This window comes from Hymenobacter persicinus (assembly GCF_004167665.1).
GTDB classification, from domain to species: domain Bacteria; phylum Bacteroidota; class Bacteroidia; order Cytophagales; family Hymenobacteraceae; genus Hymenobacter; species Hymenobacter persicinus.
In genome coordinates, this window is record NZ_SEWE01000011.1 from 1 (window position 1) to 19,419 (window position 19,419).

The window sequence follows — 19,419 nt, forward strand, 5'->3', positions numbered from 1 at the left end:
CCACCGCAGCTTCACCGTGCTGGTGCCCGCCGTGAGCGGGGTCAGCCAGGCCCAGCTGACGCTGGTCAACGTGCTGGGCCAGACCGTGCGCACGAGCACGCTGGCCTTGCCCGCCGCCGGCGCCCAGACCACGATGGACGTGCAGGACGTGCCGCTGGGCGTGTACCTGCTGCACATCCAGGCTGGCAACACGACCATCACCAAAAAAGTGGTGGTGAACTAATGCCTCCTTGACCAACCCGGCTGCCTTACCCGGCAGTCGGGTTTGGTCAATCGGCTCATTTCTTTGCTCAACTCCGACTTCTCATGAAACAGCTTCTTAGCTCAACCTTTATTCTTTTCCTGCTGCTGGCCGCCCCGGCCGTCCGGGCCCAGGGCCCCGGCAACGGCGGCCCCCGCCCCGGCGCCGTGACCGACGTACCCGTCGACGGTGGCGCCTCGCTGCTACTGGCCGCCGGCGCGGCCTACGGCCTGAAAAAGCTGCGCCGTACGCGCCGTTAAGCTTTTCTCATTTCGGTAGGGAAGCGCCAATGCCCCACTGAACTCTTATTCTGCAAAAGCCCCCGGTAGCTTACCGGGGGCTTTTTTTATGTCATTGGGGCTTGGCAACGGCCCTGCTGCCGGGACGCCGGGGCGCGGACCGGGCCCCACTGCGTAGTTTTGCGTACACTTAGCTCCACCTTACTTTCCGACCTGCTTTTCTATGAACGCATCCCGACTTGAGCACGACTTTCTGGGCGAACGAGCCATTCCCGAACAGGTGTACTATGGCATTCAGACGCTGCGGGCGCTGGAAAACTTTCACATTACCGGCATTCCCATCAAGTCGGAGCCGCTGTTTGTACAGGCTCTGGCCTACGTGAAAAAGGCCGCCGCCATGGCCAACCGCGACCTGGGCGTACTCGACCCGACGCTGGCCGGCTACATCATGCAGGCCTGCGACCGGGTTATCAGCGGGGAGCTGGACAATGAGTTTCTGACCGACATGATCCAGGGCGGGGCGGGCACTTCGGTGAACATGAACGCCAATGAGGTTATTGCCAACGTAGCTCTGGAGCTGATGGGCAAGCAGAAGGGGCAGTACGAATTCTGCCACCCCAATAACCACGTCAACTGCTCCCAGAGCACCAACGACGCCTACCCCACCGCCTTCCGCATTGCCCTCAGCAACAAGCTGGTAGGCTATAGCCAGACCCTGGGCGAGCTGGCCGATGCCTTTGCCGCCAAGGGCGACGAGTTTCGCAACGTGCTCAAGATGGGCCGAACCCAGCTTCAGGATGCCGTCCCGATGAGCATGGGCGACGAATTCCGGGCCTTTGCCACCAACCTGCGCGAGGAGCTGCTGCGCATTGCCGACAGCCGCAGCCTGATCAGTGAAATCAACATGGGGGCCACGGCCATCGGGACCCGGGTGAATGCGCCGGCGGGTTATGCCGAGCTGGTTACGGAGCACCTGCGCACCGTCACGGGCCTGGATTTGAGTTTGGCCGGCGACCTGATTGAGGCCACCTACGATACGGGGGCTTACGTGCAGCTCTCGGGGGTGCTCAAGCGCACGGCCGTGAAGCTCAGCAAGATTTGCAACGACCTGCGCCTGCTCTCGTCGGGGCCGCGGGCGGGGCTGTTCGAAATCAACCTGCCGGCCCTGCAGCCGGGCTCGAGCATTATGCCGGGCAAGGTCAATCCGGTGGTGCCCGAGGTCGTGAATCAGACCGCGTTTTACGTTATCGGCGCCGACCTGACTGTGACCATGGCCGCCGAGGCCGGGCAGCTCCAGCTCAACGTGATGGAGCCCGTCATTTCCTTCGCCCTATTTACCTCCCTTTCCTACATGACCAACGCCTGCCGGACCCTGCGCGAGAAGTGCGTGGTGGGCATCACGGCCAACAAGGAGCACGCCGAAAACCTGGTCCGCAACAGCATCGGCATCGTGACCCAGCTCAACCCAGTTATCGGCTACGAGGCCAGCGCCGAAATTGCCAAGGAAGCCCTGCGCACCGGCAAATCGGTCCACGACATAGCCGTCACGGAACGGGGGCTGCTGACCCAGGCCAAGTGGGACGAGATTTTCACCTTCGAAAACCTGATCCGGCCGGGCTTTATTCAGTAGCGAGCTTGCTGGTTGCCCTTCATAGCAAAGCCGGTTCCCGCGCGGGAACCGGCTTTGTCGTTTTCGCGCTGAGCTGTTCGAGTCGAGGCTTCGAAACCGGCCTAAGCCGGGGCGGCGTCTTTTACCACCGGCTCCACAGCCCGCTCGAACCGCAGGCGGCCGTCGGGAGCAGTGCCGGCGGGCTGAAAGCCGTTGCGCAGCAGCACCTGCTGGGAAACGGCGTTGTCGGGCTGGGTGTGGGCCTGCAGCCGGCGCACCATCCCGGTTTGGGCGGCGTGTTCAATCAGGCCGGCCACCAGCTCATTTCCCAACCCCTGCCCGCGCCAGTCGGCGGCAATGGAGTAGCCGATTTCGGCGAGGCCGGCCGCGTCGGGTGGCCCCAGAAAGCCCCCGGCTCCGACCAGCGTGGCGGGTACCTCGGGCGTGGCTTTGCGGATAGCGTACCAGCCGTACCAGCCGGCGGCGTCGCGGCCGCCAGCGGTGAGCTGCTCGAGGAAGAACTCAGCAGCGGCTTGGTCGTACTCGCCCGGGGGCCAGTCGCCGGGCAGGGCGGCGCCGAGCAGCACCGGAAAGTAGCGGGGCTTTTGCAGCTCGGCAATCAGCAGGGCGCGGCTGGCGGCAATCAGGGTGAGCCGGGGCGTGTGGGCAATCAGGGGAATCATGACAGGACTATGGAGCGGATGCAAAGGTAAAAGTAGCGTAACCTCGCCGCGGGCCGCGGGTTTTGCCGAAAAGCGTTCCGGCTCATCGGCAGCAGCAAGGCGGCAGCGGCGGGCAACAGGTAGTTACCACGAACCACTGTTGTTGCTGTCGTCGTCGAAGCCGCCCCCGCCGGTGTCGCCCGAGGAAGAGTCATCGTATGACGAGGTATCGTCGGAGGAAAAGTAATCGGGCTCGGCGCTGCCCGCGTCGTCGCTGAAATAGTCCTGCTCCGGCGCACTGCCGGCATCATCGTTGAGCGCGGGAAAGCCGCCCGACGCAGCCCCGCTGGCAGCTCCGGCAGCGGGCCCAGCTAGCGGGGACTGGCCGGCATCGTCGAGCTGCTGGTTGTGCAGTCCGGCGCCGGACTCGTCCTGCCCGTGGGCCATGCGGTTGCCCAGATAAGCTCCGGCCGCGGCGGCAGCCCCCGTCATCAGCATGCCGCCCATGCCGCTGCCGCTAGTGCCCCGGTTGGGCAAAAAGTCGGGGGCGGGCTGTCCGGGGCGCTGGTTATAGCCAGTGCCGGGGCCGGGGCGGTTGGGCTGATTCGGCGCCGCTGGTTGGTTGGGCAGAAAGTCGGGAGCCGGCGCGGCGGCGCGGCGGCGAAACAGGCGCGACACCAGCCACAGCACCCCACCCAGGAGCAGGGCCCCGACGGCCAGCATCCCCCCGCCCGGCCCCGACGATTCAGGCTCCGGGACCGAGGCTGAAGGCCGGAACGGCTCCGAGGCCGGCGCCGACTCCGCAGGTGGGGCGTACGAATCGGTAGTGGCCGGAGCAGCGGCAGTGGCCTCCGGGCCGGGGGCTTCCACGGCGGCGGCTCCCACGTCGGGAGCCCCTGCGGCGACGCCGGCAGGGCCAGCGTCGGCAGTAGTGGTGTTCTGCCGGCCAGGGTCGGTGGCCGAGAGCAGCTTGTTGAGCCCGGCCCGCAGCCCGGCAAAGTAGCGGCCCTGCTTAAATAGGGGCGTCAGCTGCTCGTTGATAACGGTGCTGGTCAGCGCGGGCGTGATGACGTCGCGCAGCCCTTTGCCAGTCTGAATGGACACTTGGTGCTCCTGGGCGGCCACTAGCAGCACCACGCCGTTGTCTTTGCCGCGCTGCCCCACGCCCCAGCTTTCACCCAGGGCCCGGGCATAGTCGGCCACGGCGCGGCCGCCGAGCGTGGGCACGGTCACGACCACCACCTGGGTGCCGTTGGCGTCGGCGAAGCGGCGCAACCCATTTTCCAGACTCTGGGCCTCGGCCGCACTCAGCAGCTGGCCCTGGTCGGTGACGAAGCGAAACGGCACGGGCCGGGCGGGTAGCTCATCGGCCGGCGCCACCGGGGCGGCCAGGCCCAGGCCCGCCGTCAGCCACAACAGCGCAAAAAACAGAAAACGGTGCATAGGGCAAGCAGTAAGTGGTGAGGTGCTGAAGGGAGCTTTTACGGCGGCGCGCCGGATTTGGCTGTGGCTCACTCCGGGCGGGAATCAGGAATAAATCCGGGGGCTACGCCGTATCTTTACGGGCCATGACCAGTGCCGCTTCCCCGACCATCTATTTCGAAAATGCCGCCGCCCGCCTGCTCGAGGACCCGGCCGGCTTTCTGTGGATTGTCTGGAACAGCGCGGAGCGCACGTTTGCTGATCTGCGCGAGCTGTTTGGCCGCGTCCAACTGGCCCTGGAAGAGCACCACTGGGGTCGGATCCTGATTGACCAGCGCCTGATGAAGCCGTTTTCTCCCGAGGAGCAAATCTGGATAACCCAGGAGTGGTTGCCGCGGGCCGTGAGCGAGGGTGGCTACCGCTTCGGGGCCGTGCTCATCTCGCCCGACGTGATGGTGCGGCTGGCCACGGCCTACATCACGACTCACGTGCAGGGCATTCCGCTGCAGTACCGCTCGTTTGAAACCCCGGAGTCCGCCATGCGGTGGCTGCTCCAGCAACCTGTGGCCGCCGAGTAGCCACCCGCCGCGCCCTACCCGTTCTTACAGCAAAAGCCGCTTCCCGTTCCCGGAAAGCGACTTTTGCTTGTTAAACTTTGTTTGATTTGGCAGCTCAAACGCCTAGGAACCGGTTCCGGAACCCTGAGGGCGGCTGTTCATTTCCGCCATTTCGGGGCTGGCACCGCCATTCGGGCCCGAACCCTGATTTTGGCCTGGGCGCTGCTCTTCGGCCGCCTGCACGGGCACGTCGGTGGCCTGCTGGCCCACCCGCTCCGACATCTGGCCGCTGCTGCCGCTGCCACCGGAGCCGGCCTGACCGCCGCGCACTTCAATCTGGTGGCGCCGGGTTTTCTGCTCGTCCTTCGGCACACTCACGCGCAGCACGCCATCTTCGAAGCTGGCCTGAATCTGGTTGGCATTCACGGTGTCGGGCAGCTGCAGGGAGCGGTGGAAGGAGCCGTAAGAGCTTTCCACCATGTGGTAGCGCCGGTTATTTTGCTCGTTGCGGAACTGCCGCTCCCCGCTAATGGTCAGGCGGCCCTGGTGAAAATCCACCTTGATGTCTTCGCGCTTAAGGCCGGGCAGGGCCGCTTCAATTTCGTAGCTCTTCTCGGTTTCGTAGGCGTCTACGTGGGGCGAGTAGGTATTCAACCGGCCGCGCGAGGCCAGGGAGTCGTTGAAGAACCGGTCGAGCATCGTGCTGAAGCTCGACGAGCTCAGGTCGGAAAAGGAATCCTGATACTTCTGGATAGCCATGGCTGTGAAAATTTGGGGTGAAACAAACGAACACAAGCGTACTTTATTTACGAAGCGGACCGGAGCAGTGTTGCAACACAAACGGCGTTTCCAGCCTATCAGAGCATTTTATCGCTGCTTCAACGCCCACTAAATCCGCCGAAAGACCAGGCGCTACCACCCGGCTTTAGCTCCCGCGCCCCACACCATAATTTCCGAGGCTCGCAGGCGCCGGTTGGCAGCCTTGCTGACCAGGTACAAGTCGTTGGTGCTCCATTCGGAGTACAGCAGCTGCCGGAAGCCGGGCCCGGCCGGGGGAGCCCGCACCACCCGCAGGCTCGCTGCCGCCCCCAGCCTCAGGGCCGTCGGCCACCAGTAGTAGCCCTTGGCATAGCGGCCGGTGCGGGCACTGCCCAGGAAAAACTGCCGGCCGGTGGAGTAGCTCACGAAGCTGCCCACGGCCAGCGGCTGCGCCTGCCACTGCTCGCCCAGCCGCAGGCGCGGGTAACGGGGCACGTAGGTGGCCTTGGCCGTAAAAATGAACAACGGCCGGCTGCTCAGCGCCCGGGGCACGTAGCCAACCAGCAGTTCGGGCTCCAGGCGCGGATTGCCCCGGTAGCCGCCACCCAAGGCCAGCAGCCCCAACCCTCCGCCCACCTGCAGGGTCAGAAACGGCCCCCGCGGCCCCGGCGGCTTGGGTTGAGCCCCGGCGCCCGGACCCAGCAGCAGCCCGGCCAGCAGCCACCGCCGCGCGTTACCGACTCGCATAGGTCACGGTTTGAAGCTGAAACTGCCGCCGCGCGCCCCAGACCGAGAGAATCAGGTAGCGCTGCTTCCGCAGACTGTAGCAGGTCAGGAAAGGCACGCCACCCGGCAAGGGCTGCCGGACCGAGAAGCGGTGCACGTGCCCCGCCAGGTGCAGTACTAGCTGCGGGCTGGCTCCGAGCAGGGCGGCGGAAGGGTGGCGCAGGGCCGGGTCAAAGTCGGGGTCGGTGGGCGGCACGTGGCAGACCACCACCTGCCGCCGGGTGCCGGCCGTATCCGCCAGCTGGGTGCGCAGCCAGCCCAGGTCGGGCACGCGGCCCCCGAAGCCGTATTCCCGGCTGTTGGTGTCGAGCAGCACAAACCGGGTGGCTCCGTACACGAAGCTGTAGTTGAGCGGCCCAAACACCCGCTGGTAGGCGCTGCGGCCGTTAGCAAGCTGGTCGTGGTTGCCCACCACGGTCAGGTAGGGCACCCGCAGCCGGCCCAACCGCCGGTGCACCCAGCGCATTTCCCGGCTGAGCCCAAAGTCGGTGATGTCGCCGGCCAGGAGCACGAAGTCGATGCCGCGCTGCTGATTCACGCTGCGCACGAAGGCCTCGGTTTCGTCGTAGAACCGCTGGGCGTCGCCGACGAGCACGAAGCGCACGGTATCGTCGGTGGCGGCCAGGGCGGCCAGGCGCGCCAGGCTGCGGGCGGTGAGCTGACGCTCCGCCGGGGGCACCCAGGTCTGGTTGGGGCTGAACTCAAGCCAGGTGCAGCCGCTCAACACCAGCGCTGCAACCATCATTCCGCCCCTGCTGCCCCGCGCTGCTCTCATCCCGCCGCCGGCTGAAACGCAGGTCTCCGCCTCATATACCGGAAGTTGAATATACTCAAAAATCCCGTGGCGGCCTTTGCCGGGCGGGTGTTTTTTTGAATTTTTATGCCCCGTACGACCACTGCTGAGCTTATCCGAACCGATTTTGCCTGCTCGAATAACCAGGCCGGCCGCCTATCTTTAGCTGGTATATTCCTCACCCTCTTTTCCTCTTTATCGTTTTACTATGCTGCCTTCTTTACGCTGCCTGGGGCTGGTGACCCTCACCTTACTGGCCAGCTGCAAATCCTTTGACCCGAAGCTCCTCAATCCGACTTCCCAGACCGTGAGCAGCAAGCTGCCCGCCATGGAGAACCGGGTGCAGAGCGAAGCTACCGTGATTGTGGGTAACGGCGGGGCCGTCGTCGCCAGCGGCTCCCGCGACGTAGCCACGTTCTTTGAACGGGAGGTGCAGGAAGTTCTTACCGAGCCTTACGGGACCAAGCGCGGCTACCTGGAGCTCAAAGTGACGACCACCAAGCAGCGCGTTGGCCTGGGCTGGGCCATGCTGTCGGGCTTCACGTTTTGCGTGCCCAACCTCTTCGGTATGCCCTTCGCCACACCCCAGGTCAGCGTCACGACCCAGCTCGACGTGCTCAACGGCCAGCGCCAGCTTTTGGCTACTTACCGTGCCGACGCGGAAGCCAAGTCCGTGACCAGCATCTACAGCTCTACCAGCTACGCCGACCCGGCCCGCGTGCTGTACCTGCAAGCCGTGCGCCAGTGCCTGGACCAGATCAAGCTGAAGATGAGCCCCGATGCGGAGCGCTTGCGCGGGCAGCTGACCGGCATCTAAGGCGAAGTCGGCGGCAGTTCTGGCTTAATGTTTGACCGAAGCTCGGCCCCCACTCCACCCGGCGCCCGGGGGGCCGGGTGGGGTTATCCGTATCCTTCTCTCACTTCTCTTTTTCCCATGCTGAAAGCTATTACCGCCGCCGCCTGCCTGACCGTCGCCGCCCTGGCCCTGAGCGCCACCCCGGCCCGGGCCCAGATCAACATCAACATCGGGCCGCCCGCCCCCCAGTACGTGGTGGTGCGCGAGGCCCGGCCGGTGAAAAAGTGGAAGGGCCCCAAATACCGCAAGGGCGCCGTGCTGCTCGTGCCCGCCGGCCCGGCCTACTACTATGACCGGGGCCACGGACACGGGCACGGCCGGGGTCGGGGCCGCCACTAAGCCGGCTTTCACCCAGTACTCTACAAAAGGCTTCCCTACCCGGGGAGCCTTTTTTTGCGGCCGGCTCGGCGGCGGCCGGCACGCTCCGGCAGCTTCCATCCGGCCCGAAAATGCCCTTACTTTGCTGATACCTTTCACGTTTCGACTATCCTCGTTATGAAGCATTTTACTCGACTTACGGGCTTGGCGGCGCTGGCCGCCCTGGCTTGGCCGGGTCCGGTGGCCCACGCCCAGACCGTTCCATCCTGGCAACAGGCCCTGCTTATCAATCAGACTCCCGCCAACCTTGCCGAAGTGGCCGCCACGGCCCTCGATGCCAACGGCAACGTGTACCTGGCCGGCAGCTTCCTGGGGACCATCACCATCGGCAACACCACGCTTAGCAGCACCGCCGGGCAGGACCCCGACGTGTTCGTGGCCAAGTGGAGCCCGGCTACCAACAGCTTCGTGTGGGCGCAAAAAGCCGGGGGCACGGGCCGCGACATGGCCACGGCCCTGGCCGTCAATGGCAGCAGCGTATACGTGGCCGGCACCTTTGCCAGTACCCAGGCCAGCTTCGGCAGCTTCCCGCTCACCAACTCCACCGGCGTCGACGATATCTTCGTGGCCAAGCTCACTGATGCCGGCTCCAGCAGCAGCTTTGGGTGGGCCACCCGGGCCGGCGGCATCGGCGGCGACCGGGCCACGGCCCTGGCCGTCAGCGGTGCCGACGTGTACGTGGCCGGCGCCTTCGACAGCCCTTCGGCCTTTTTTGGGACGCAGACGCTCAACAACGCCGGCAGCGGCAGTGCCGACGCCTTCGTGGCCCGCCTCACCGATGCCGGCGCTTCCGCCAGCTTCACGTGGGCCACGCGCGCCGGCGGCCAGCTCGATGACCAGGCCACCAGCCTGGCCGTGAGTGGGGGCAGCGTCTACCTCAGCGGCTTTTATCGGAGCATCACGGCCCGATTTGACAATTATACCCTCATCAATGCGGCTACCGGCGGCGACATCTTCGTGACCCGACTCGCGGCCACCGACGGCGCCTACACCTGGGTGCAGCGCGCCGGGGGCACAGGGCACGACGTGGCCACGGCCCTGGCCGTGAATGGCAGCAGCGTGTACGTGGCCGGCTACTTCAGCAGCCCCGTGGCGGACTTCGGCAGCCTCAGCCTGACCAACGCCGACGCCAGCATCAACGCCTATGCCGACGTGTTCGTGACCAAGCTCACCGACGCGGGCAGCACCGGCTCCTTCGTCTGGGCCCAGCGGGGCGGCAGCCGGGACACCGACATAGCCACGGCCCTAGCCGTGCGCGGCACCGACCTCTACGTATCGGGCTACTACGCAGGCTCCAACACTAGCTTCGGCGCTACGATGCTACCCAACGCCCGCGCCAACGACGTCTTCGTGGTCCGGCTCACCGATGATGCGTCGATGCCCGGCTCCTTCGTGTGGGCGCTGGCGGCCGGGGGCACCGGCGGCGACGCGGCCAAAACCCTGGCCGTGCGCGGTACCAGCGTGTACGTGGCCGGCGTGGTCACGCCCCCCGCCACGTTTGGCGCCCTAGCCCTCACCAACCCCGCCAGCAGTGACGGGGCCACCTTCCTGGCCGTGCTCAACGACCCGGTCACGCTGGCGGCTAAGTCGGCCCGCGCCCTGCCGGGCCTGGCGCTCTACCCCAATCCTGCCCGCGGTGCCGCTACCCTGCAGCTGCCGGCCGGCGTGGGTTCGGCCACCCTTACCCTGCTGGATGCCCTGGGTCGGGTGGTGCGGTCGGGCTCTGTAACTGAGCGGCAACACGAGCTGAGCCTGGCCGGCCTGGCACCGGGGCTTTACACCCTGCGCGTGCAGGCCGCTGGCCAGGTGGCAACCCGGAGTTTGGCCGTGGAATAACCGTCGTGCTTTTTTCTGCCGCAGGCCCGCATTCCCGGAATGCGGGCCTGTTTGATTTCCAGCCCGCACGGTCCGCGCCCTGCTCCAACGGCGGCACGCAGTCCGATTCTACTACTCCCGCGCCCCGCCAAAACCGAACGGTCTGCCCGGCTTCGGACACAATTGGGTGGTAGCTTTCCAGCCTATTTCACAGCAATCAACTGATAAACAAACATTTATTCACCTGGCACGGCGCTTGGCTGCTTAGTAGGCAGAACGGGGCGGGCTTGTCCGATAACGCACAGGCGGCCCCGCTAACTCACTTTATTCACCTACTTCTCCCTTACCGCTATGAAACGTCTGTTTGCCGTTGCCCGCCCCACTTCCACCCTCCGCTTTGCCGCCCGCACCCTCACCCTGGGGATTTTGCTGCTGAGCGGGCTCGGCACGGCGCCCCGCGCCCTGGCCCAGCACGCCTCCCCGGTTTCCGTCACCAGCGTGGATGCCGAAAGCATCCGGGTGCGCATCGACAACGCCGCCGGGCAGCCCGGCCGGGTGCAGGTGCTGAACCTGACCAGCGGGCAGGTGCTGTTCGACGAAGCCTATTCGGCCACCGCCTACGGGCACCGGTTCAACTTCCGCCAGCTCCCCGCCGGCCCTTACGCCCTGCTGCTGCGCGCCGCCGGCACCCAGTATCGCTACACCCTGCAGGTGCAGGACGGCGCGGCGGGCACCTCCGTGGCCCTACGCACCATCAAGGCCCGCCTGCCCAAGCAAGCCCTGGCCGCCGCCGACCTCTAGGGCATAGAGCAGCCGGGTGAGCAGCTTATTTTCCGGCGATACCGCCCACCTACCTTTGGGGGCCGAATATGACCCTGCACGCTGCCTTAAACAGCCCCGAAGGCTCTTTTTATCTTCTCTCGCTGCTTCTAAACTTTTTACCTACGCTCTTTTATCAACATGCGCACATTCTTACTAATCGGCGCGGCGGCGCTGGCGGCCCTGCCGGCCCTGGCTCAGGCTCAGACGGCGGCTCCGGCCCAATTCGGCGTCCGGGCTGGCCTGAGCCGGTCGGTGCTCGACGGGCTCATTAATCAGGAAGCTGACTACCGCAACGACCTGCACGCGGGCGTGTTTCTGCGCTACCGGCTGTCCTCGCGCGTGGCCCTGCAGCCCGAGTTGACCTTCGCCCGCCAGGGTTACCGCAGTACCAAGCCCTACGGCGTGCTCCCCCTGGAAAGCACGACCACCATGACCTACCTGAACGTGCCGCTGCTGCTCAAATTCTACGTGGGCCAGGTGTTCAACGTGCAGGCCGGCCCCCAGGTAGGGTTTCTGCTCGGCGCGCGCCGGGAAGGACAGCTGGGCTGGAGCTTTCCTCCGGGTACGAGCGAGGTCAACTACATCACCGGTACTGAGGATGCCAAAAGCGAGTTCGGCACCGATGCCGGGCTGGTCGTGGGCCTGGGCGCCGACCTGAAAAACGGTCTGACGTTCTCGGCCCGGGCCAACTACGGCCTCAAAGACATCAACCACAACGCTGCCGACCAGGCGTTCCGCAAGCGCATCGGTATCGACGGGGGCATCCACACCCGCACGCTGGAATTCTCGGTCGGCTACGCCTTCGGCCGCGGCAGGAAGTAGCTTGTCGCTTGCTGCTCCCTGTTTCCTCTAAGCCCCGCGCCAGCAGCTGACGCGGGGCTTTTCGATTACGCTGGCCGCCGCCGGGCGCCGGAAAGCCTACCAGCCGCTGGTCTGCCCCGGTGCCGGGCCTTTTGCAACCTGGACCGGGCAAGGCGAGTCTGTACCTTCCGGATTATCCTGGCTTCGCGGCGCTTCAGCGGCGCTGCGTAGGGCCGCCGACGTCTGGCTAATGTATTCTTACCTGTATCCTTAACCTGCTGCGTACGTGACTCGTCTTCTGTGCTGCCTGCTGGCCCTTGGGCTTAGCGGGGCTCCCTCGTTTGCTTATGCCCAGACGTCACCCCCTCCGCCGGCGCCGCCGTCGGAGGCTACGGCCCTGGCCGCGGCTCTGCCGCCCCTGGCCCGCCTCACACCCCGCCAGGTAGACAACATCACGGCCCTGGGGCAGGTCTGGGGGTTTCTGAAGTATTTCCACCCCGCCGTGGCCGGGGGGCAGCGCGACTGGGACACGGAATTCTTGCGCCAGCTGCCCGGCGTGCTGGCCTGCCGCTCGCAGGCCGCGCGCAGCCGCCTGCTCAGCGCCTGGATTACGGAGCTGGGACCCGTGCCGGCCTGCCCGACCTGCGCCACCCCACCGACGGCGCCTGTGCGCTTGGCCGCCGACCTGGGCTGGGCCCACGATGCCCGGCGCTTCAGCGCCCCACTACGCCAGCAGCTGGCCTACATTGAGGCCAACCGCTACCAGGGCCCTGCTTACTACGTGACCCGCACGGGCTCCACCACCAACTTTCCCCACGAGGAAGCCTACGCCGAGCCGAGCCTGCCCTCCCAGGGTTTGCGCCTGCTGGGGTTGTGCCGCTACTGGAACCTGTTTCAGTACTACTACCCCTACCGCTACGCCCTCGACGAGGACTGGGCCCGGGTGCTGCCCGCCCTGCTGCCCCGCTTTGCCCAGACGGCCACCCCGCTCGAGTACCGGCACGCGGCCCTGGCCCTGTTTGCCCGCGTCCACGACGGCCACGCCCGCTTCTACCCGCCCGACCCGCTGCTCGAAGCCGAGCGCGGCGCCTACCAGGTGGCCGCCGACGTGCAGTTTCTCGCCGACCAGGCCGTGGTGACCCGGGTGCGCCCCGCTGGAAAGGGGCCCGCTTCGCCCCTGGCCCCCGGCGACGTGCTGACCCACGTGGCGGGTACTTCCGTCAAAGAGCTGGCCCGGCAGCGCCTGCCCGAAACCGGCGGCTCCAACCGGGCGGCCCAGCTCAACACCATTGCCCTGAACCTGCTCTACTGCGCCAGCCCGGAACTGCCGGTCCAGGTTCTGCGCGCCGGCCGGCCCCTGCGCCTGCTCGTGCCGGCCGTGGCCGTGGGCACGCCCGCGCTGCCCCCGGCCGCGGCCGACAGCCTGTACCGCTTCCTGACGCCCGACATCGGCTACATCGACATGGCCCGGATTACGCCGGCCAAAGTGCCCGCCATCATGCAGACCTTTGCCCATACCAAGGGCATTGTGGTGGACCAGCGGAACTACCCCGGCTCGTTTGTGGCCACCTACCTGCCCGCGTTTGCCCTGTCCCGGCCCGTGGTGTTTGCCAAGTTCACCCGCTACGACCCCACCTATCCGGGGCGCTTCCTCTGGGAATCGCCTGACACGCTCCGCCCCATCGGGGCCACCCGCGGCAACCCCGCCCGCCTGCCGCCCTACCCCGGGCAGGTGGTGGTGCTGGTGAATGAGGTGAGCCGCAGCCTGGCCGAATTCACTACTATGGCCTTTCAGGCCACCCCGCGCGGCACGGTGCTGGGCAGCCAGACCGCCGGCGCCGACGGCAACTCCACCCCCATCACCCTGCCCGGGGGCCTCAAGACCCTGCTCACCGGCATTGGCGCCTACTACCCCGACGACCGCGAAACCCAGCGCGTGGGCCTGCGCATCGACGTGCCCGTGCGCCCCACGGTGGCCGGCCTCCAGCAGGGCCGCGACGAGCTGCGCGACCGGGCCGTGGAGCTGATCCGGCAGGCGCCGACGGCCGGGCAGTAGTCTACGCCACCCCAGCCACTCAGCGGCTGGGGTTTAAGCAAACAGCCGGCACACCAGCGCCCAGGCCGCCACAATGATGACCACGCAGCCCATCGTCACCAGGTAGTTGACCACGAAGGTCAGCAGCGGGTCGTGGGCGAAGAGCCAGTGCATGCCCGAGGGCACCAGGGCAACCGCCGCCGCCGGCTTCAGGATGTCCCACCCGGCGGTGAGGATGGTTTTGGCTTTGTTGAACATGGGGGTAACGGCGTAGCCCGACCAGAGCTGACGCGAAGATAAGGCCCAGGCTCAGGATGAGAACTAACTGGCGGCGCTCCGGCGCGGTGTTACCAGGGCGGGGGCTGGTCCTGGGGCTGGGACTCGGGTCCGTCCCAGTGCTGATGGTACTGCACGGAATCCTGCCGGGCCTGTTCGGCGCGCGCGGCCTGGTCGGCCCGGCGCATCTGCTCCAGCTCCTGGGGTGTCGGCCGGTAGTCGGTGGGGGCGGGCTGGCCCGGCGGCACGACGGTGGCCAGCACGCCCAGGCCAACGACCAGCCCGCTCAGCCCCAGCGTCCACCGCGTCTGGCGGAGGTGGGCGGCGCGGGCCGGCGAAGCGGCGGGCGGGGTGCGGGGCGTGGTATTGGTGGCCAGGGCTACTAAGATTCCGGCCAGGGTGGGCAGGCCGAGCACCAGCAGCCACAGGTCCCACCGCACCTCGGCATACACCACCAACAGCAAGACCCAGGGCGCCGCGGAGCAAACCGCCACCCCGCCCAGCAGTACGGGCAGCAGCAGGAGCGCCACTTCCCGCCCGCGGCTCCGGGGCTGGTGGGTGCGTCCCGCCAGTACCAGCCAGAGCATCAGCAGCTGGGGCAGCCACAGCACCACCGCGGCCTTCCACACGATGCCGCCCAGCCACCGGGCATCGGCGGCGCTGAAATCCAGTAACAGGGGTGGCAGCATGAGAACGAAGCAGGGGACTGAGGTGGTCTAGCCGGAGTTACCCCTTTTCTTATCCGGGGCGCTGGCCTGGTTCGCTGGGGACTAGTCCTGCGGAGTACCTCCTTTGCCCACGACTCAGGCTGGGACAACGAGCACACCTGCGCGCTAAAAAACGTCCACGCCGGCGCCCGGCCCCGGCAATCCTTTAGCGGATGTTCTTGTCGAAAAAGGCAATGACGCTGGCATTCATGCCCAGGTGAAAGGCTTTCCGATCAAACTGTCCGGGGTCGGTACACAGCAGCGGCGGCGCGAGCAGGCCGCAGGGGGTCAGAAACGAGAAGTGCTCGGCGCCCGGCACCGAATGAAACTCGGCTCCCGAGCCAAGGGCCTCCCGGACCCGCTTGGTGTTGGTAGCATAGGAAACGACGGTGTCCTGCTCCCCGCTCCACAGCTGCACCGGCACCCGCACGGCAGCCAGCGCCCCGGGGCCCAGCGTGAATCCTAACCCCGGGGCGGCCACCACGGCGGCCCTGATTCTCGGGTCGGCCGCATAGGTGTTGCCTTCCTTCGCCTTGTCGGGGTCCAGCAAGGGGGAGTTGCCCTCGCGCAGCACCGTGCAAATAAACTCCGGCGACTCGGCGCAGTGCCCGGCAATCAGGCGCAGGTCGGGCTGGGCACCTACGGCGGTCAGCACGGTGATGCCGCCGGCTGAAAAGCCAAAGGCGCCGACGCGGGCCGGGTTGAGGTGCGCGTGTCCCGGCCAGCTCTTGAGCATGTAGTCGAGGGTGAGGCGCAGCTGGCGGTTGCGCCCCCCGAGCCAGGCAACGGTGCCGGCCGCGCTTTGGTCGGCGTAGTTGTCGCCGCTATGCATGGGGGCGGCCACCACGTAGCCGGCGTCAGCCAGAGCCAGGGCCAGGTCGGCATGGCTGCCGGGGCCCCCGGCATTGCCGTGCGAGAGCACCACCAGCGGTAAGCCGTTGCCCGCTACGGGCCCGTCGGCGGCTACATCCATCAGGTTGAGGCCCAGCTGGGTCGTGGGCCAGGTGCGGGCCTGGGTGGGGTACCAGATGCCGACCGTAAAGGGTTGCCCATTGGAATCAGTGGCCCGGGTTAGCTGGAATCCCACCCGTCGCTCCGTGCGCATAGCCTTCCAGACCACGGCCGCGCCAATTCCCACGACCAGAACAACAAGACCAAGTAGTAGCCGACGAATCCATTTCATCTGTTTCTCTAGCGGTAAAGGCGAGGGTATAGTGCTTGAATATGGGGTGAATGTAATGTTTAATTCCATCCGCCTCACTACCTCACTACCCCACCAGCCCTCCGTCCGTCACTTGGCACAGCCGAGCGACTGTGAGGGGAGAAGCCGCGCCGTCATCCCTTGTCACGTTGTGCCTATCACCCCCCGTCTATTATCCCTCGTCTGTCATTCCTCGTCTGTCATCCTGAGTGCAGCAAAGCGGAGCGAAGGACCTTCCTCGCCTACCTCAGAAAGCCGGATACCAACGTAAAAAACCCTTTACCACCGATGCAGTAAAGGGCTTTTCGCATGTAATGGGCCTTGTCACTCAGGCGAGGAAGGTCCTTCGGCTGCGCCTCAGGATGACAGCCAGGGGGCTAATAGCTTTCCTTCTGAAACCCGAACTCCCGGAGCTTGGCCTCGAAGGTGTCGGGGTAGTTGGCCTTGAGGTGGTGGATCAGGGCGCGCAGGGCCTTGCGGAGCTTCTGCTCGCCCTGCACCTTGTCGCTGACCTTGCCGCTGCGCTCCCCGGCCGTGCCGGTACTTTGCTGCACCAGGGCCGCGTACTCGGTGGCCAGCGGGGCCCAGTAGGCGGTGCCGTACTTCTTCTTGTCGTATTTGTACTTCACCAGCGCCGCCTGAAGCTTGCCCAGCGCCACCACCCGCTCGGTGCGGCCCTTGGGCAGGCGGTAGTTCTTGTTTAGTTTCTCAATGCCGAAATCCCCGTAATAGGCCGTCTCGTCGTCCTTGTCTTCGTGCAGATAGCCTTTCACGAAGCCCAGCCCCTTGTCGAGCAGCTTATCCAGGGCCCTGAGGCGGGCCGATTGGGGGCTGCGGGCGTCCCCGGCCGCATCGGCCGCGGCGCAGGCAGTGGCAAACGCGCCGGCCGCGGTGCTGAATTCGGCCTTGGACAGCCAGAGCAGGCCGGGCAGGTCGGCATTCGTCCAGGCCCCCGCGGCCGTGGTAGCTACCGCGGACAAGGCCAGGGCGGTATCAGGTAGCTGGTTGGCCCGCTTAACGGACTTCTTGGTGGGAGCCGCGGCCGCCGCCGACAGCTCAGGAACAGTAATGGACATAACGCTAAAATGATTAAGTGGTAAGATTCAGGAATATAAAAAGTTGATTATACAATACCAAGTCCCCCGGAGCGCCCCCGAATGCGGGGAAGCCGGGGGGAAGTCACCCCGGCCTTCCCGCGAATGCGGGAGAGCCCGGAAACTGAAACCTGGGGTATCCGCGAATGCGGGAGAGGCGGGGTGAACTCCCCCCGGCCGTCCCGTCATTGCGGATGCCCTCGGAAAATGAAAACCTGTTCTCCCGCGAATGCGGGAGCCCCGGGGTGACTACTTCCGCTTGTACAGGCGCACGACAAAGCCGTACGGCGTCACGTAGACGAGGCTGTCCCGGGTGAGCTTGCGGATGCGGCAGCTGTAGGGGCCGTCGACCAGAAAGATGGTTAGCCGGGTGGGCGTAACGGTGTAGCGCAGGGGCCGGTCCAGGGACTCGACATAGGTGAGGCGGGTGCCCTCTACAAAAAACTCCGCGTTTTCGTCCTCGCTGGCGGCCCAGATTCCCTGAATCAGGGTTTGGGTACTGGCGGCGGGCCGGGGCCGCGGGGCCTGGGCCACGCTACTCAGGGCGCTGGTCAGCAGCAGGGTGAGTACTGGAAAAGCCTTCATAAATCCGTTGGCCCTTACCCCAGCCGGGGCGCCCGAATGATGTTCTGCAAGTCGGCCGGGTTGCCTTTCGCGGCCTCGATGCGGCCCACGTTGCTGACCACGAAGGCTTTCAGCAGGTCGTTGGCATACGGCAGGTGGTGACCTTTAGCCATCTTATTGTTGAAGATCAGGGCCTGAGGGGTGCGGATAAGGCCCCAGGGAACTCCCCACCATCCCAATAAGGCGGAGGAAGTGTTGGCCTCCCGGCTCAGGGTATCGAGGCAGCCGGGGCAGGCAATGGCAAAGGCTTTCTTCTGGGTGGTCATCACCAGGAAGCTGAGCACCTTGCTGGTAATCGTCGCGTTCAGCGGCCGGGCGGCCGACTGGCAGAGGGGGCAGGGCTGGGCTTGCAGCAGGGCGCAGTACTCCTGCACGCCCGCCTCGTCGAGCACCCGGAACTGGGCCTGCACGCTTTGCTCCGCGACTTCCGCCAGCCCGCGGGTACGCAGCTCATCCTGCAACAGCGCCAGCGCCTCGGGCCGCAGCCTCACGGCATCTTCGCTGACGATGCGCAGCAGCTTGTCGTCGGACAGGCGGCGGTAGTTTTCGCGGAGGATATCTTCGGATACGGCCATAGCAGGATACGATAGGGGCTGAATGAGTCGTCGAAAGATAGAGCATTCCCCTGCTCCTGAGCTGGCGCGCGTCTCTGACGCGTGCCAGCCGGTCCCGCGTCTGTGACGCGCCTACAAGAACAGCTGGCCCCCACGATTCGCGTCAGAGACGCGAGACCGGAAGGCACGCGTCGCAGACGCGCGCCAGCGAGGGGTAATTATTCCCGTTCAGGAATTTCCTGCACAGGGCTATTCTGACACAAGGCCTCAATGGCTTCCACTCCACTATCGGCTATGAAGCACAAATAATCGTCGTATCCCCCGTAGACTTTGCCTGCGTCACTCATGAACAGCAGCAAGTAGTCATTATGGGCTTGTCCTATTACACAGAGCTTGTTGGTGCCGATACGCTCGGCATAGTTTTCTTGTACCCAGGAAGCATCTACATCATCTACAGCTTCGGCTACATTGAAGTGGAAGGTATCGGTTTGTCCATGCTTGGGAAGCGTGACGCGCAAGCTGCCAAACTCCCGCAAAAACTCCTCAACTACCGAGAACCAAGGATATCCGTCCTTCCACAAAGCAAAACGGTAGCCGATGGTAAAGATAGTTCGGCCTGGGTACCAGCCGGCATTGGTCAATAAGCTCTGGGTGCCACCTGATAGAGTATTCACCTTTTAAACCAATTACGAAGCCGCCTTATACTCCGCATCCGGGGGCAGTTTCCCAGTCTTTTTCAGGTAGGCAAACAGCTCCCGCTTGGAAAGTGGGCCGCTGATGCGGCCAGCTGCCCATTCCTCATCCGTCTTGCCATTCATGGAAAGGCTATTCGGATTCTTCGGCGAGTCGGCGGAGGATAACGTCTTGGATGGTTTCATAGCGGGGAAGGTCTACGTCGTCGATAATAAGTTTTTGCTCGGAACTGGTGGTAAAAAGAACGGCAATGAACTTGCGTTGGTTCGTGTAGCCCACTACTTCAATCTGCCCGTTTTGCCGCAGGTACGTCTGCGCCCGTTCCGAAACGTTGATCAGGTGCTCTATCTCATCCAAGTAGATGCTCACGCTGCTCAGCCAATGCAGGTTAAGCCGGCCAAAGTCAATTTGGTAGTTCTCAAACATAGTAGTGAGTAAAAGATAATGATAAGCGAATAGCTCTTTCAAGATGCACAAAAAAGCCGCCGCTTCCTT

At 65.3% G+C, this 19,419-nt stretch carries 23 protein-coding genes; 10 read left to right on the forward strand and 13 right to left on the reverse strand.

What is annotated here, in order from left to right; all coding sequences use genetic code 11:
* The 3 genes from EWM57_RS07045 to aspA all read left to right on the forward strand — a co-directional run.
* Positions 1-223: T9SS type A sorting domain-containing protein (locus EWM57_RS07045; protein ID WP_129920434.1), on the forward strand; the 223-nt coding region annotated here is incomplete at its 5' end.
* 83 nt (positions 224-306) lie between these two features.
* Positions 307-501 carry a PID-CTERM protein-sorting domain-containing protein gene (locus EWM57_RS07050; protein WP_129920435.1) on the forward strand — a complete coding sequence of 65 codons (195 nt, stop codon included), beginning with the start codon at positions 307-309 and terminating at the stop codon, positions 499-501.
* Positions 502-703: 202 nt separating this feature from the next.
* Complete coding sequence (gene aspA / locus EWM57_RS07055) at positions 704-2,110, forward strand: aspartate ammonia-lyase (protein WP_129920436.1); 1,407 nt, start codon at positions 704-706, stop codon at positions 2,108-2,110.
* A gap of 101 nt (positions 2,111-2,211) precedes the next feature.
* Here the strand turns inward: aspA and EWM57_RS07060 are convergent, their stop codons facing one another.
* Together EWM57_RS07060 and EWM57_RS07065 are read right to left on the reverse strand one after the other, a co-directional pair.
* Positions 2,212-2,772, reverse strand: a complete 561-nt coding sequence (locus tag EWM57_RS07060) for a GNAT family N-acetyltransferase (RefSeq protein ID WP_129920437.1) — start codon at positions 2,770-2,772, stop codon at positions 2,212-2,214.
* A gap of 123 nt (positions 2,773-2,895) precedes the next feature.
* A complete protein-coding gene (locus EWM57_RS07065; protein WP_129920438.1) occupies positions 2,896-4,194 on the reverse strand; it encodes a TPM domain-containing protein in 1,299 nt (432 codons plus the stop codon).
* A 125-nt stretch (positions 4,195-4,319) separates the two neighbouring features.
* Between EWM57_RS07065 and EWM57_RS07070 the strand changes: the two genes are divergently transcribed.
* Positions 4,320-4,751, forward strand: a complete 432-nt coding sequence (locus EWM57_RS07070; RefSeq protein ID WP_129920439.1) for a hypothetical protein — start codon at positions 4,320-4,322, stop codon at positions 4,749-4,751.
* Positions 4,752-4,853: 102 nt separating this feature from the next.
* On the opposite strand, the gene EWM57_RS07075 is transcribed toward EWM57_RS07070, so the two are convergent.
* The 3 genes from EWM57_RS07075 to EWM57_RS07085 form a co-directional block, all read right to left on the reverse strand.
* Positions 4,854-5,489, reverse strand: coding sequence for an Hsp20/alpha crystallin family protein (locus EWM57_RS07075; RefSeq protein WP_129920440.1), 636 nt, complete (start codon positions 5,487-5,489; stop codon positions 4,854-4,856).
* A gap of 153 nt (positions 5,490-5,642) precedes the next feature.
* Positions 5,643-6,236, reverse strand: a complete 594-nt coding sequence (locus tag EWM57_RS07080) for a hypothetical protein (RefSeq protein ID WP_129920441.1) — start codon at positions 6,234-6,236, stop codon at positions 5,643-5,645.
* On the reverse strand, positions 6,223-7,020 hold the full coding sequence (locus EWM57_RS07085) for a metallophosphoesterase family protein (RefSeq protein WP_165370444.1): 798 nt from the start codon (positions 7,018-7,020) through the stop codon (positions 6,223-6,225). Before EWM57_RS07085 ends, EWM57_RS07080 begins: the two co-directional genes overlap by 14 nt.
* Positions 7,021-7,276: 256 nt before the next feature.
* On the opposite strand from EWM57_RS07085, the gene EWM57_RS07090 reads away from it, so the two are divergent.
* The 6 genes from EWM57_RS07090 to EWM57_RS07115 all read left to right on the forward strand — a co-directional run bounded on the left by EWM57_RS07090 (position 7,277) and on the right by EWM57_RS07115 (position 13,796).
* On the forward strand, positions 7,277-7,885 hold the full coding sequence (locus tag EWM57_RS07090; RefSeq protein WP_129920443.1) for a hypothetical protein: 609 nt from the start codon (positions 7,277-7,279) through the stop codon (positions 7,883-7,885).
* 117 nt (positions 7,886-8,002) lie between these two features.
* Entirely contained in the window at positions 8,003-8,263 is a 261-nt protein-coding gene (locus EWM57_RS07095) for a hypothetical protein (RefSeq protein WP_129920444.1), read from the forward strand.
* A gap of 156 nt (positions 8,264-8,419) precedes the next feature.
* Positions 8,420-10,138 (forward strand): T9SS type A sorting domain-containing protein, encoded by a 1,719-nt coding sequence (locus tag EWM57_RS07100; RefSeq protein ID WP_129920445.1) that lies wholly within the window; start codon positions 8,420-8,422, stop codon positions 10,136-10,138.
* Between the two features lie 330 nt (positions 10,139-10,468).
* Positions 10,469-10,918, forward strand: a complete 450-nt coding sequence (locus EWM57_RS07105) for a hypothetical protein (RefSeq protein ID WP_129920446.1) — start codon at positions 10,469-10,471, stop codon at positions 10,916-10,918.
* A 159-nt stretch (positions 10,919-11,077) separates the two neighbouring features.
* Positions 11,078-11,761, forward strand: a complete 684-nt coding sequence (locus EWM57_RS07110; RefSeq protein ID WP_129920447.1) for a porin family protein — start codon at positions 11,078-11,080, stop codon at positions 11,759-11,761.
* Positions 11,762-12,026: 265 nt separating this feature from the next.
* Entirely contained in the window at positions 12,027-13,796 is a 1,770-nt protein-coding gene (locus EWM57_RS07115) for a S41 family peptidase (RefSeq protein WP_129920448.1), read from the forward strand.
* A gap of 33 nt (positions 13,797-13,829) precedes the next feature.
* Here the strand turns inward: EWM57_RS07115 and EWM57_RS07120 are convergent, their stop codons facing one another.
* The 8 genes from EWM57_RS07120 to EWM57_RS07155 all read right to left on the reverse strand — a co-directional run bounded on the left by EWM57_RS07120 (position 13,830) and on the right by EWM57_RS07155 (position 19,350).
* Positions 13,830-14,033, reverse strand: a complete 204-nt coding sequence (locus EWM57_RS07120; RefSeq protein ID WP_129920449.1) for a hypothetical protein — start codon at positions 14,031-14,033, stop codon at positions 13,830-13,832.
* Between the two features lie 89 nt (positions 14,034-14,122).
* Positions 14,123-14,740 (reverse strand): hypothetical protein, encoded by a 618-nt coding sequence (locus EWM57_RS07125; protein WP_129920450.1) that lies wholly within the window; start codon positions 14,738-14,740, stop codon positions 14,123-14,125.
* A gap of 184 nt (positions 14,741-14,924) precedes the next feature.
* Positions 14,925-15,941 carry an alpha/beta hydrolase family protein gene (locus EWM57_RS07130; protein ID WP_129920451.1) on the reverse strand — a complete coding sequence of 339 codons (1,017 nt, stop codon included), beginning with the start codon at positions 15,939-15,941 and terminating at the stop codon, positions 14,925-14,927.
* Between the two features lie 395 nt (positions 15,942-16,336).
* Positions 16,337-17,035, reverse strand: coding sequence for a hypothetical protein (locus EWM57_RS07135; RefSeq protein WP_129920452.1), 699 nt, complete (start codon positions 17,033-17,035; stop codon positions 16,337-16,339).
* A gap of 267 nt (positions 17,036-17,302) precedes the next feature.
* The gene (locus EWM57_RS07140; RefSeq protein ID WP_129920453.1) at positions 17,303-17,638 is read right to left on the reverse strand and encodes a hypothetical protein; all 336 of its coding nucleotides are present in this window, start codon (positions 17,636-17,638) and stop codon (positions 17,303-17,305) included.
* 14 nt (positions 17,639-17,652) lie between these two features.
* Entirely contained in the window at positions 17,653-18,252 is a 600-nt protein-coding gene (locus EWM57_RS07145) for a hypothetical protein (protein ID WP_129920454.1), read from the reverse strand.
* Positions 18,253-18,449: 197 nt separating this feature from the next.
* Complete coding sequence (locus tag EWM57_RS07150) at positions 18,450-18,905, reverse strand: SUKH-3 domain-containing protein (protein WP_129920455.1); 456 nt, start codon at positions 18,903-18,905, stop codon at positions 18,450-18,452.
* 151 nt (positions 18,906-19,056) lie between these two features.
* Positions 19,057-19,350 carry a hypothetical protein gene (locus EWM57_RS07155; protein WP_129920456.1) on the reverse strand — a complete coding sequence of 98 codons (294 nt, stop codon included), beginning with the start codon at positions 19,348-19,350 and terminating at the stop codon, positions 19,057-19,059.
* Positions 19,351-19,419 lie beyond the last annotated feature (69 nt).